The organism is Legionella resiliens, assembly GCF_021344005.1.
In the GTDB taxonomy this organism is placed as follows: Bacteria; Pseudomonadota; Gammaproteobacteria; order Legionellales; family Legionellaceae; genus Legionella; species Legionella resiliens.
Genome location: NZ_JAJTND010000001.1, coordinates 164698 through 179971 on the forward strand (window position 1 = coordinate 164698; position 15274 = coordinate 179971).

The following is a 15274-nucleotide window of genomic DNA, read 5'->3' on the forward strand; positions in this document are numbered from 1 at the left end:
TCATCATTTATTTTTTTAACTGATCACTTGTTCATTTTTTTACAAATAAAAATTGTGCAATTTTAAATCACCCTCAAATATCTTCTATAATAAAAAGAAAGACATTGAAGCATCCTTCGCTCAGAGCTTCACGCTATCGAATAATGGAAAGGACATAAATGATTTCTATATCCGGATATGCATTACGCGAAAAAATGCGTCGCAACCATAATATTGATACATATTATGCCCTACGATTAAAAGATAGGCGTAGAGTCCTGCTGAAGACTCCCAATAAATTTCATTCGAACTCTGAAAATTTAGCCATTTTACAACATGAATTTCATTTACTGAATATGATTGAAACGCCTACGATCATTAAAGCTTATGATTTCCTGCAAAATACCTATGCGCCTGTTTTAATTCTAGAGGATGTAAAAGGACAGTTGCTCACTTCCTATCTTTTAATACATCAATTGGATATTGGCGATTTTTTTAACTTAGCATTGCAACTCGTTGATATTGTGGGAGAATTGCATCAACGCCAAATTATTCATAAAGAAATTAATCCATCCAATATTGTTATCGACCCTGAAAACATGGTGCTTAAGTTAGTTGATTTAAGCGCTTCAACAAAGCTTACTGAAGAAACCTTTGATTATCTCAAGCTCAGCGAATTTGAAGAAGGTCTAGCTTATATCTCACCTGAGCAGACAGGAAGAATAAACCGGCCTATTGACTATCGTACTGATTTTTATTCACTAGGTATTACCTTCTATGAAATGCTGGCAAATCAATTACCATTTCAAGCAGTTGATGCACTTGAACTAGTACATTGTCATATTGCGAAAAAACCACCCACAGTATTACACGTTAGGCCAGATACACCCAAAATGCTTGCGGCGATTATCGATAAGTTATTAGGAAAAATGCCGGAAGAACGTTATTCAAGCATTATCGGATTGAAGTCCGATCTCCAGGAATGCTTTAGGCAATGGCGATTGAATGGCTCGATTAATGAATTTTCACTGGGTACACATGATATTCGCGATCACTTAATCATTTCTCACAATTTATATGGTCGAGAAAAGCAAGTTAACCAGCTAATCAAAGTATTTAACCGGGTTAGTCAAGGTACTAAAGAAATGATCTTTGTTGCGGGTTATTCTGGAATTGGCAAAACGTCTTTAGTTAAAGAGGTGCATAAACCCATCATTCAACATAAAGGCTATTATATCCAAGGTAAATTTGACCAGTTACAGCGAAGTATTCCCTATAGTGCCATTGTTACTGCCTTTAAAAATCTAGTCAAACAAGTCCTTTCCGAAAGTGAAGAGCGGTTAGAAAAAATAAGAAAACTACTCATTTACTCATTGGGTAATGTGGGACAGGTTGTTATCGATGTAATTCCAGATGTAGAGTTAATTATAGGCAAGCAAGCTCCCGTACGTTCCTTGAATCCTACTGAAGCCCAAATTCGCTTTAACCTGGCATTTCAAAATTTCGTACGCGTATTTGCCCAACCTGAGCATCCACTGGTTCTGTTTTTGGATGATTTACAATGGGCAGATAATTCTTCACTTAATTTCATTGAAAATTTATTACAAGACCGGGAAACAAATTATTTACTCATTATTGGGGCTTATCGAAATAATGAAATTAATGAGAATCACCCATTGCAATTAAGCATAAACAATTTAAATAAAAATAAAGTGAATCTAAGTACCCTCACTCTAAAACCCTTGCGATTAAATAATATACAAGAACTTTTACACGATACATTGTCCGGCTCACAAAGAAAAATCCAAGGACTTGCCCAATGTATTTATGATAAAACACAGGGTAACCCATTTTTTATTAACGCATTTCTTAGAAATATTTATGAGCAAAAGATACTTAATTTTTCTTATAAACGTGGTGCATGGGAGTGGGATTTAGCCAAAATTCAACAACAAAGTGCTACAGATAATGTAATTGATTTGTTAACTAGCAAAATTCATTTACTTCCCAATGCTACCCAGGAAATTTTAAAACTCGGCTCATGCTTTGGTCATCAATTTGATTTTAATACCTTAAAAGTTATCAGTAATGAATCAACGAGTCAAATTGCAGAACAACTGTGTCAGGCAATTAAAGCAAATCTTATTTATCCACTGGAAGAAAGTTATAAAACATTAGGTCTAATGGGACTTAATGAACATGTTGCCACCCTCGATACAAACCCGCTTCGTTATAATTTTTCTCATGATCGCATTCAGCAAGCAGCTTATGAACTTATTAATGTACAAGACAGACCAAATATTCATTTAAAAATTGGTCGTTTATTATTAAAAAACAAACTCTTAGTAGAAAATGATGAACGATTATTTGATGTACTCGAGCACTTTAATCAAAGTATTGCTTTAATTCGTGACTCCAAAGAAAAACTAAAACTAGCTCAATATAATTTATGGGCTGGTCAAAAAGCAAAGCTCGCATCTGCTTATTATGCGGCGAATGAATTTTTATCAGCGGGGATTGAATTATTAAAGCCTAGTAATTGGGAAAAAAGATATAATTTAACATTCCAGCTTCACAAAGAATTAGCTATTTGTAGGTATTTAATTGGTGATTTTAAAGCTGCAGATAAATTTTTTTCTGAACTATTAAAGCATGCAGAAAATGCACTCGATAAAATTGAAATTTATCGTTTAAAAATTGAGATGTTATCCGCCTTGGGTAAACATACTGAAGCTTTAGAAATGGGATTGAATACATTGCGAAATTTTGGCATTAAACTGCCTAAAAAACCTAATTTAATGCATGTTTTAATTGCTATTTATAAAGTAAAACTCCAACTAAGAAATACTAAAGTAGAATCTCTAAACTTACCTTTAATGAACGATGCAAAACAAATAGCACTTGTGGATTTAATTACTCAATTATTCAATAGTGCATTTATCACAAATCAACAACTGTTTGTGATTCTCACCTGCAAAAATATTAGTTTAAGTTTAAAGTATGGCTATACAGAAAGTACTTCAATGTGCATTCCGGTTTATGCATTTATAATAATGCACTCATTAAATCTTTATGATGAAGCCCTTTCATTTGTAACACTCTATAACAACCTAAAACAAAAATACGGAGCATCGAATTTCGAAGGAAAAAACCAATTTGTCTTAGGCTCTTTTATCGAACCTTATCAAAGGTCGATACATCAATGTAATAACACCATTACTAAAGCATTTAGACTGTGTTGTGAGGTCGGAGATTTAGTATACAGTAATTACAGTAACTTACTTTTGGTTCTTCATTCGCTTTCCTCAGGAAAAAAACTTGATGAGGCTAAAAAGAACGTACAGTCTGCACTGTCTTTTATGTCACGCGTTAAAATTTCTGATTTTATTGAAGTAGCAAAGTTTTGGGACTATTTATGCCAATGTCTGGAAAAGCCAGGATTCACAAAGATTAAACAAATATCCTTATTTGAAGAAAACATTATTAAAGGGAAAAATAAAACCGAATTAAGCTTCTTCTATAGCTCTTTGACCTTATTGCATTTCCTGCTAGGAAATTTTTCCGAAGCAATCAAGGCAGGAAAGAATCATGAACTTCACTCTGAATACGATAAAGGTTTAATAAGTCATTTAGATGGTAAATTTTTCTATGCTTTATCCCTATTTTGTCATTTGCCTTTTTTATCAAAATCTACGTACCGGCTTGCTTTAAAAAAATTAAAACAACTGAATCTTTTTATTAAAAAATATACCAATTGGTGTCCTGAAAACTTTAAATCCTATTCCATGCTTCTTGATGCTGAATCCTCACGTTTAGACAGGCAGCATGAGAAAGCTCTTGCACTCTATGAACAAACGATAGAAACAGCATTGGCAGGAGGGCTCATTTTAATAGCTGCCATTGCAAATGAACGAGCTGCATATTATTGCCTTAATCTTAACTTAAACCAAATTGCAAAAATTTATTTGCATAATGCACATTGTTATTTTAAAGATTGGGGAGCAAATACCAAAGTGAAGCTATTGGAGCCAATGAATCACGCAGCAACACCAGACCTTTCTATTTCGCCGCATATGTTCCCGACAACTCAAGCAAAAGCAAATAATCAAACGATTGATATGTTGACCATTTTAAAATTTACTCAACTTATCTCCAGTGAAATTCGTTTAGATAAATTATTGCAGAATCTTTTAGTTATTGTATTAGAACATGCCGGAGCACAACGAAGTATTATTTTAACTAGAAATAGTGAGCAATGGGTTATCGAAGCTGAAGGTGATTTAGAACAACAAAGTATTTATCTTATTGGCTCGGAAGATACAGAGAGAGATATTAAATATCCGATTTCTATTTTAAATTATGTTCAGCGAACTCAAAAACCTATCATTTTAAATAATGCCATTCAGTCAGAGTTAACTTTTCAAGACGAATATGTTCAAGGAAAAAATCCACGCTCACTTTTAATGATGCCTCTGTTTTACAAAGGAAATTTGTGCCGAATGCTGTATTTAGAGAATCACAGTACAAGTCATACATTTACAGCAAGCCATTTAGACAGCCTTCAATTACTTGCCTCCCAAGCAATGATTTCGCTTGAAAATGCCAAACTCTATTATCAGGCAACTCACGATCCTTTAACCGGATTAGCCAATCGAAATATGTTGTATGAATTTTTTCAACACATGACCAAACAAAAAACACTTTTTAATGAGAAAGTCGCACTATTATTCCTGGATATCGATTATTTTAAAGTAATAAACGATACTTTGGGGCATGATAATGGGGATAAGCTCTTGATTCATATTGCCAAAACAATTAATTCATGTTTGCGTGAATGTGATTTTGCCGCGCGCCTGGGTGGAGATGAATTTACAATTATATTGTCCAATATTAATTCTAAAAATCAAATCACAATGATAGTAAAAAAATTATTAAGTGAAATTTCGAGACCAGTTCCAATTGATGAGCATTTAATTCAAATTTCATCCAGTATGGGAATCAGTATTTTCCCTGAGGATGGCCAAGATATTGGAACGCTTCTTAAGTTAGCCGATACCGCTCTTTATCAAGCAAAAGAAAAGGGAAGGAATCAATTTCATTATTATTCTACGGAGTTGTATGAAGAATATCAGCAAACTCATGGTTTGGGTAAAGAGCTACAACATGCTTATGATAAACAAGAGTTCTTCTTGATGTATCAACCGTTTTACACCACGGATGGACGGATCATCGGGCTTGAATCCTTATTGCGTTGGAATCACCCTGAGAAAGGAATTATAGAAGCATCAAAATTCATTCGTAGTTTAGAAAAAAGCTCATTAATGATTCCTGTAAGCGAGTGGATTATTAAAAGTGCCTGTCATCAGGCAAAAATATGGCAAGATCAAAAAATACTTCCAGGCCCCATTGCAATCAATATATCAACAATACAATTTATTCGACATTCACTGAGCAAAATCGTCGCCGACGCTTTGGCTGAAAATCGGCTGAATGGATCATGTATTGAGTTGGAAATTACCGAATCCATTTTCATTGAGTACAATGATGCACTGTATAATGAAATTGATGCACTAAAAAGAATGGGTATTCATTTGGTAATTGATGATTTTGGAACGGGTTATTCGAGTTTGTCTTATTTAAAAAACTTGCCTATTAAGAAAATAAAAATAGACAAAGCCTTTATTAATAATTGCCATAAGGATTATTTAGATCAAACGATCATTAAAGCAATTGCCACAATTGCTCATAAATTAAATATTAATGTTGTGGCCGAAGGCGTTGAAAATAAATTGCAGCTTCAGTTCTTACACAAACAGGGTATTGATTGCATCCAAGGATATTACTATTCTCATCCATTAACTGTTGAAGCATGTGAAACCCTTTTAAAAAACATGCAATTGAAAAAAAATAAGTAGAATTTTTGCGAAATGCCAAAAATATCTTTTTCAAATTGAATTCCTTTTATTCTAATGATAAATTCTTTCTCTTATTCATTAGAGATAAAATACAATGACAAGGACGCTTTTTACTCTATCACTCATCCTATTTTGGTCTATTGCTTCCGCCCAAGATAAAGTGATCCAGCATTTTTTTAAAGATGTGGACCCATCGGAAATTTCTTCTACGATAAAAAATAGCATACAGGCAAGTCATTTTCGCCTTGTTGAGATCGACCTGGGTCAACTTTATGCGGAGTTAGAGAATGCTCCTCATCGAGATATATTAAAATCAGGGGAAGCACTGCAAATTGAGCTTCCTCTGCCAGATAAAACGACGAACCTGTATCAGGTAGAGGAAAATAGTACGCTGCATCCGGAGCTCAGCGCAAAATTCCCCCAAATTAAAACCTATGATGCTTATGGAGTTACCGAACCCGGCGAACTGGTCAAACTGGATCTCACCCCCCAAGGGTTTCATGCAATGATTTTCAGACCAGGACAAGACCCCGTTTTTATTGATCCTTTAAGAAAAGGGGATACCCAATATTATATTGTTTATAATAAAAAAGATTTCATTACTTCAAAACGCTTAAAATGTGGAGTACACAGTCAAAGTCCATTTGCAACCTCGCCTGTTAGTTCAAAGCATTTTGCTAATTTTAATCCGTGCCAACTCAAAAAATACCGTTTGGCTATGGCAGCAACAGCTCAATACACACAATACTTTGGCGGAACAGTAGTCGCGGCATTGGGCGCCCAAGCAACCACAATAAACAGGGTAAACGGCGTTTATGAAATCGATATGGCCATAACCATGCAAATTATTGCCAATAACTATCTCATTATCTATACCGATCCTAATAATCAACCGTATACACATGGCGATCCCGAAAGCATGATTGATGAGAATCAAGAGAATGTTAACCAGGTTATTGGTCCGCTTAATTATGATATTGGCCATGTTGTTGATTCCGCTGGAAGCGGTCTTGCAGCATTAGCCAGCGTTTGTAATAATGGAATTAAAGCCAGTGGGGTTACTGGTCAAACAAATCCTATAGGAGATCCTTTCGATATTGACTATGTTGCTCACGAAATAGGTCATCAATTTGGAGCAAATCACGTACAAAACAACAACTGCAACAGAAATGGGCCAACAGCTGTAGAACCTGGAAGCGGTAGTACGATTATGGGTTATGCAGGGATTTGTGCGCCAAATGTTCAAAGTCATTCAAATGCTTATTTTAATGGCATTAGCTTACAGGAAATGGGAAATTTTGTCTCCAGCCCTTCGCATACCTGTCCTGTAACTACCCCGATTTCCAGTGCTCCTGTAATTAATTTCGTCAATGGTGGATTTATTCCGGCGCAAACTCCTTTTGCCTTGATTGCATCAGCAACGAAAACTGGAGGTGGCATATTAACTTATAGCTGGGAACAGATGAACAATGAAGTCTCTCGCCAACCTCCAGTGAGTTCAGCAACTGGCGGTCCAAATTTTAGAAGTTTTTCGCCTCAAACTGTAGGTACACGCTTCTTCCCTAATCTCAATGCACTGAGTAATGGAGGCCCTTTTACCTGGGAAGTGTTACCTTCAGTTTCCCGTATTATGAAATTCAGAGTTTCCGTACGGAGAAATACTCCTGGAGGCTCTTGTAATGCATACACCGATACTACAGTAACCACTACAAGTAGTGCTGGCCCTTTTATAGTGACATCCCCAACGAGTCCAGGCACCATTTGGACAGGCCTATCACCACAAGCAGTCACCTGGGATGTAGCTAATACTAATTTGCATCCCATTAATGCCTTTTATGTAAGCATCTTTTTGTCTCTTGATGGAGGAAAAACATTTCCCTATCCTCTCTCAATAAATACGCCAAATAATGGATACGGGCAAATTTGTGTCCCTAATCTGAACACCAATACAGCGCGGATTATGGTGCAGGCAAATAATGGATCCTTTTTTAATATTTCGAAAAATAATTTCTCAATCATTGCTGTCCCGCCTAGAGCGCCTGTATTGACCACAGCCGAGCGCAATCCAATGAATACCGAGGAGGCATATGTCTTCTATGCGGGTTGTGCCCCCCTATCCGGTGAAGTCTATACAGTAAATGGCTTACCTGGGGCAACTGTAACATTGGATGGCAAAAACCAACGTTTCCTCATAAAAAACATCCAAACACCTAAAAGAGTATCTCAGGTCACAATTACAGCAACTGATACAAATAAGGTCAGTATAACTTCAAACCCAATTACTATCCCCAGTATTTTATAGACAAGGTTGAATATGAATAAACATTACATCTCAATAATTATCGCGTGGATGCTGTCATACAATGCTTATACTGGCATTTACTCAGGTATTAATTTAGGTATTAATGCAGTCACTATAGATAAAGACCTACGCTATCCTCTTGAGGAAACGATACCCACATCTTCCAGTTTTAACAATGCATATACTAATTTTCACGGACAATTGCTCGCAGGATATGAATATCTCTTTAGCGCAAAATTTTCTACTGCTATAGAAGGGGACGCGGATTTATTCACTGGCAAGTCGCACTATAAAATCAATGAATGGTTTTTAAATGAAGATGTTGATGCACAAGAGAAGTTAGAATATGGATTCGCTCTTTTTTTACTGCCCGCGTATCAATACAACGAGGCGGTTCGTTTCTTTGCCGGGCCAGGGATTTCATGGAGCCGTTTTGCAGTTAAAATGGACAATACCGCAGGTAATGTGGGAGTCAGCGCGAATTTCAAGCAATGGCTAACCGGCGGCGGATTAAAGGCAGGAGCAATTACCAAACTAAACAATAGCCTGGATCTGCTTTTAACTTATCAATTCACTCAATACAACAGCATTGAACGCACTCAAATTGAACCCCTATCCGGGGATACTTTACGAGGACATTATAAACCGAATGTAAATACTGTCTTAATTGGCCTTCGAATCAATATGCCAGAGCAAATAGCCAATATGAACTATTTTGTCCCTAAATAAAAGAACATAGGGTTGGGAGAGCATCGACATTTAGTTCCCTATGAGAACAAATTTCGAGAACTATACGATGAATTCGAGATGATATATCACTTTTTCCTACCTAAAAACCTTCTTTATGTATTTGTCTCTCATATTTTGCCCTGAAATCAAAAACCAAACATTAGAAGCCATTGAGAAAAGGCTTCATAATGGAGCTAAATTAAGAAACTTAGGGGCACATTAGGCTTCTAGGGAACCTACTACAGAGGAAAATTGCTTTGTTACTCAAATCCTCACGTACTGCGTGTACACTCCGGTTCTGTGCTCTTTCTTGCACCTCTCTCTTTAGCGAATTTCTGAAGAAATCTATTCAATCGTCCTTGTACAAGCACTTGCACTTTCGCAAAACATTCAATATAGTGAAATATCAAGTTGGTATGTAGTTCCACATTTAGACTATGGATTTAGCTTTATAAGGAATTTTACATGACAAGACTAGAAGAATTACTTTATTCTTTGACTGCTGTTGTAGTTCGCTATCACGACAGTCAACCCAAAGTGAGAAAATTGGTCGTTGCAACTGATGAAAATCTTCTTAGAGAAAAATCACTCTCTTGCGCTAAAGAAATAATTCAGAATCAAAACATCCATTTTAAAATACGCTTGAATGATCTCATTAAACAATGCTCAGACAGCGGCCGAAGACCGTTCTTATATTATATTTTGCATGAAATAACTTCCCTAAAAGAACTACTCGACCAAAAAACTTCTTTTGAACCCTCAAAATTAGAAGAGAACAAGAATCAAATTTCTCAATTATTAATCGATCTTAAGTTTCTTTTAGATACCCCAAAACACAAAACTTACAGAATAACCTACAGTAAACCCGAAGATACCAAAAAGACTACCCTTGATTTATCAGGCTTAAAAAGTGATAGTTATCTTGGCGGGGAGCTTTGTAATTCCGGGGAAATTTTAAATGATGAAGTTTTAAGGCGATTTAATATATGCACCTACACTTCCAATGAACGAATTAAAGATATTGCCGAACAAATTTGCACGGAACATCAACATGCCCTTTTAGTACCTGAACTAATAGAACAAAATGAAGTTCAAAAAAAGATAAATTCAGAACAAGAGCAGGAACTGAGTTCATTAACAAACCAACAAGAAGAAAATCAAAAAAAATTGCAAACTACTTCTACAAAACACTATGCGGCTCTTTATGTGTTTTACATTCTCTTTAAAAGACTGCAAGCGAAAGAACAACAGCAAAAAACAGTAATTGAGCAACAACACGAGAAAATTAGCGAACTGCAACAAAAAATCAGTGAGTTAACCCATGCAGCGGATTCAAAACCAACGAGTTATAGGTTTTATCCCTCTTACTGATGGGTCTTTATATGCACAATGCAATTAGTGTAACCACCAGGAGCTTCACAGGTATATGGCACCCTGTTAGATGCTGCACACCCATATTAAAGACTCACACTAATTACGCCCAGTTTCTGGAAGTGAATCCTTAGTCTTCTTAGACTTTAACTGAATCAATAGATAACCACCAACGACTGCAATAATTAATAAGCTAATGGAGAGGAGCGGTCGGGTAGCAAACCAGGCAATTGCAGTGACAATGAGCCACACACACAAACCTAAGAGGAGCGCTATAAATCCAGTGCCAAATCCTACAATAGTTCCTAAAAAAGGTATGACATCAGCTAAAATAACCAATGGTTTCAGGATTAAAGAAAATCCACCTATCAACAGGAGTAAAGAAAATACACGCAAAACCCATGCAAGGAGAGTATTTTCTGATTGAGCCTGAGCAATCATTTCATCGGATGAATGTTGCCCCGTTGATAAAAGCATAATACTTTGTCCTGCAGGGGCAAAATAAGGCTGAAAAGTCTCTCCTGTTTGCTGCGCAATAATACTCACTGTTTGTGGTTCAATCACCGATAGAGTAATGCGCAGGTCTCCCAGCTGGGGATTTTGATAATCTTGTCCCAAGTATAATTCATTATTCCTCAGAGTGACTGGCTTATTCAATTTGTTCTTTAGAGTTTCTTTATTAACCTTAGTTAAACTTACTGGTTTACTGACATCAATTTGTTTAATTAAAGCTTCGGGCAGCAAAAAATCACCTACGGTTACGGTTTTTGCATAGTTCGTTTGTGACTGAATAGGCATGGTTGGATTTTGATGTCCTGTGGGATTTTTAAAATTAGAGCTGTCGATTGAACTTTCCGACCAGACTTTATCATAGGTATAGGTTGTTACATGTTTTTCTGATCCGCCCAGTTGCGATTCAGTTCTCGTTTCAGTTTTTTGTTTCCATTGATACATTTCAACCTTGCGATGGAGATTGATGGCATTTATTGATACGCCTAACAGGGCGTCGACTAAAGTATCTTTGGTAGTCGCCAAGCCGCTTAAATAAACCACTTTAAGATTATTTTGTTTATTTATAGGGGTATTAGGTACTGAAATGAGAACGCTTTTGGTTTGCTCCAGAGATTGCGCCATATGCAAACTGTGTCCTTCATTCCAAAACACAAGAACAATAGCACCAATAATCAAGGCAATTCCAATAAAAATGCCAAGAAAAGCATCTTTTAATCGAGAAAACCATGAGGTTGTTGTTATTTCTTCCTCTGCCATGATTATAGCACTCCTCGATTACTTATTATTTATAAATAATAGTACTGATGAATAAAATTGACAGGAATGAATTATCTTTTCGATATCAGAAAAAATTAATTATCCACCAGGATTGATCGTCGGCTTTATTGTAATTGCTGTAATTTTTATAGTGAAAGGCTAACTTCTTGAGTCCGCTTACAACGGGCACATAAGCCCTTAATTTCCACTGTACAATTTATAATTGAAAATTGAATTGAATTCGCAAATTCTGTTAGGGCAGAGAAATCCACAACGCATTCTAATTCTTTGACAAAACCACATTGGCTGCAAATGAGGAATTGGGCCTGCCCTATATGATGTCCATGCAAACACGCAACATAGGATTTCAGACTATCAATACAATGAATAAATCCTTCTTGATGCCAAAACTGAATGGCTCGATAAACCGTGGGCGGCTTGGGGTTTTCAGTTTGTTCGGATAGTTTTTGCAGGATTTCATAAGCCCCAAGAGGCTTTCTCTCTTCCACTAAAATTTTGAGGACACGCTCTCTCGGTTCTGTAAATCGATAACCATGCTTTATGCAATGCTTATAGGCCTTGTCCAACAAATTATATTTCATCAATCATTTTTAGGTTTAATAGATCAAATACTATTGTATCACAGTCATTATTTTACCGAAAAATAATTAAACAAATACCTCTAAATATTTAACAGAAATCCTATTGGCATAAAAATTATTAAATGTGACTTGTTCTTTGGCAATAGAATGTTACAATGTAACACTTTCAAAGGGTTGGTTTGCAAATAATTAATAATCATTGTCCTATAGGATTTAAGGACAGGAAAATCTTCTTTGCTTACTGGATCTTATCTAATTTTAAGGTTTAAAAGTTACTGTGACTATCAATGACTTATCTGAAATTCATATTGATGTACAACTGATTAAGTCAGGAGAGTTCGCTTTTATTGTCCTTTAAATGGAGGAAACCAATGTATTTTTATAATTATAGATTCCGCCTTCCAGATGACATCCAGCTGCACAATCCTGAGCAAACTGCAACACGAATTGAACAGATGTTGAATCATTCCCAATGCCCGGGCTTAGTACGTATAGCATTCGATTTGACCAGCCCTCATAAAAGCATCAGTTTGCTATGTGAATCCAAAAATGCTCAAGCCATAGAATCAGCAATGACCCACGTTTTGTGGAAAGAAGGAATTACGTTGTGCGATGAAATGGAGGAAGAAGCACTGTGGTTTGAAGAGCAAATGGCGCCTAACGATCAGGTAACTAAAACGAAGCCGGAGCTTACTGGCAGCGTTAAAAAGAGAAGAAAAAAAACGCATCATAAGCCTTCTCACGACCATTCTCACGGACACTCTCACGGACACTCTCACGACCATTCTCACGGACACTCTCACGGACACTCTCACGGACATTCTCATGGGCATGAAAATCATTGGGTCAAAGCTGCATTAGGTTTGATTTGGGGAATAGGCATGCTCGTTCTTGCTGTGGGAAGTTTTAATATTCCTCTTCTTGCCTATTATGCCTTAACCGGACTGACTACTTTGATGACCCTGTATTTGGGTTACACTGTTTATCAATCATCATGGTATGCATTGCTTGAAAAAAAATGGGATACGACAACTTTATATACGATAAGTACTTTAACCATCGTTGCCGTATCTATTGCTAGTATATTTATTCCCGGACTGCCCATGATGTTTGAGGCAGCACCTTTGGTTTTAGGTTTTTGGCATTTAGGCGAAGGCATTGAACATACCTTAATCGGTAAAATCACTAAAAAATTAGATGTTCGTGATTGTGTGGATCCATTAGTTCAATTAAAAGGTTCGAATACAGAGATTTCAGTTAAGCACATCATTCCAAACGATATAATTCTCATTAAACAAGGACGAGTTATTCCTGTTGATGGGGTATTAACCACAGAAGCGTTACTTTATACCACACGAATCGATGGTTCACCTGAGCTCAAGAAGTTTAAACCGGGAGATGAAGTCAAAGCCGGCATGCGTTTAGCCGATCATATTCCTTCATTGGAAATGCGGGTTACAAAAACCTATCAAAACTCGTACCTTTCATTATTGGCAGAAAATATTAATAAAGCGAATGATGAGAAAGCTCCTGTAGAACTCTTTGCAGATAAGGTATTGAAATATTTTATTCCTAGTTTGCTTGGAATAGCGCTGCTCTCAGGCATTATTATAGGATCAGTGTTTAATCCCGCGCTTGCAATTCAATGTGTTATATCGGTTCTTGTGAGTGCATGTCCATGTGCTTTAAGCTTGATTACACCCCTAGCGGTTAAAATCGGTATGCAAAAGGCGTCTGAAAATGGAATTATTTTTAAGAACGGTAAAGCATTACAATCAGCAGCTGATATTGATACCGTTGTTTTTGATTTAAATGGCACGCTGACTCAAGGAAACGTTCAAGTAGTGAAGTTTAAGATTGATGATGAAAAGCTCTGGAGTCGTGTCGCGTTATTAGAAAGTAAATCTGAGCATCCAATAGGAGAAATTATTAAGAATCATATAGAATCTCGAGGCTTCATTGCAGATGATCAATTATACATAACTGTTGATAAAGAGAACCCCCATCATTCAGGCATTAAAGCTGAAATCAAGGGTAAAGGTGAGATAAAGGGTGAAACATTCATAATCGGCAATAAAGACATGCTTGCTGCGAATCATATCACAGATTTTGGAAACTATAATAACCCTGAAGACGGTTCTATCTATATTGTTCGTGAAAGGAAAGTAGTAGGACAAATCGCCTTAATGGATCCATTACGTGAAGATGCCATTGCTACAGTAAACGAATTAAAGCGTCTGGGTAAAACGGTACATATTTGTACCGGTGCAGATAAAGCCACCGCAGAAAAATATGCAAAATTATTGCGTATCCCTAAAAAGAATATTTTTGCGAATACTGTAGGTGTTGTCACGCGAACTGGCGAGATATCTAAAGAAAGTTATATTGAACAGTTAAAGCATGATGGCTATAAAGTGGCTATGGTAGGTGACGCGCTCAATGATCTCACAGCCATTAAGCACTCCAATCTCGGTATTGCTGTTCAATCGAAAATTGGTGATGACATTACACAGCAATATGCAGGCATAGTGGTTCAGCAAGGAAGATTATTTTCTATTGCAACTGCATTTGATGTCGCAGCAAAAACGAAGCAAAACATTGTCCAAAATTTATGCGTGAGTTTAACCTATAATTCAACAATCACTTTAGTGGCAGCAGGATTGTTTGTTGCTTTAGGTTTTGCCCTTAACCCTGCACTTGGAGTAGCATTGATGGTGCTTGAATCGGCGATTGTTTTAATGAATCTATATCGTTTTAAACAACAAGAAATTGTAACTACTACATCAAATAACAATACAGAGATGGATGTTGTTTCTGAAGATTCAACCTCTGATTTATTGAATAGTTTAGGTTATCGTCCCCAACCTAAATCAAGTCTGGACAGCACAGAAGCAGAACCTTTCACAACGGGCTTTCAAACGAACCCTTTATTTATATCCTCCAAGCCTAAAGCGACGAAACAAACTTTCCCCACTCAAAATCTCCCTGCATACGATGAATTCGATAAAACGTGTCAAATCTTTTGATTAAATTTCTTGCGAACTGAATCGACTAAAATAAATATTTAGAAAATTAAAGCTAGCCAAAGAATTTACAGAGAAAGTATT

The 15274-nt window shown here is 36.5% G+C and carries 7 protein-coding genes; 5 read left to right on the plus strand and 2 right to left on the minus strand.

All coding sequences use genetic code 11. From position 1 onward, the window contains the following. Window positions 1-158: 158 nt before the first annotated feature. The 4 genes from LXO92_RS00740 (at window position 159) to LXO92_RS00755 (ending at window position 10296) form a co-directional block, all read left to right on the plus strand. Complete coding sequence (locus LXO92_RS00740) at window positions 159-5894, plus strand: EAL domain-containing protein (RefSeq protein ID WP_232890135.1); 5736 nt, start codon at window positions 159-161, stop codon at window positions 5892-5894. Between the two features lie 94 nt (window positions 5895-5988). Then, complete coding sequence (locus tag LXO92_RS00745) at window positions 5989-8196, plus strand: reprolysin-like metallopeptidase (protein ID WP_232890136.1); 2208 nt, start codon at window positions 5989-5991, stop codon at window positions 8194-8196. Between the two features lie 12 nt (window positions 8197-8208). After that, the gene (locus tag LXO92_RS00750) at window positions 8209-8925 is read left to right on the plus strand and encodes an outer membrane protein (protein ID WP_182350849.1); all 717 of its coding nucleotides are present in this window, start codon (window positions 8209-8211) and stop codon (window positions 8923-8925) included. A gap of 465 nt (window positions 8926-9390) precedes the next feature. Then, complete coding sequence (locus tag LXO92_RS00755; RefSeq protein WP_182350850.1) at window positions 9391-10296, plus strand: hypothetical protein; 906 nt, start codon at window positions 9391-9393, stop codon at window positions 10294-10296. Window positions 10297-10395: 99 nt separating this feature from the next. On the opposite strand, the gene LXO92_RS00760 is transcribed toward LXO92_RS00755, so the two are convergent. Both LXO92_RS00760 and LXO92_RS00765 read right to left on the minus strand, forming a co-directional pair. Next, entirely contained in the window at window positions 10396-11565 is a 1170-nt protein-coding gene (locus LXO92_RS00760; protein WP_232890138.1) for a TMEM43 family protein, read from the minus strand. 146 nt (window positions 11566-11711) lie between these two features. After that, window positions 11712-12167, minus strand: a complete 456-nt coding sequence (locus LXO92_RS00765) for a Fur family transcriptional regulator (RefSeq protein ID WP_182350852.1) — start codon at window positions 12165-12167, stop codon at window positions 11712-11714. Between the two features lie 371 nt (window positions 12168-12538). Between LXO92_RS00765 and LXO92_RS00770 the strand changes: the two genes are divergently transcribed. Next, window positions 12539-15193, plus strand: a complete 2655-nt coding sequence (locus LXO92_RS00770; RefSeq protein WP_232890140.1) for a heavy metal translocating P-type ATPase — start codon at window positions 12539-12541, stop codon at window positions 15191-15193. The last annotated feature ends 81 nt before the right edge of the window (window positions 15194-15274 follow it).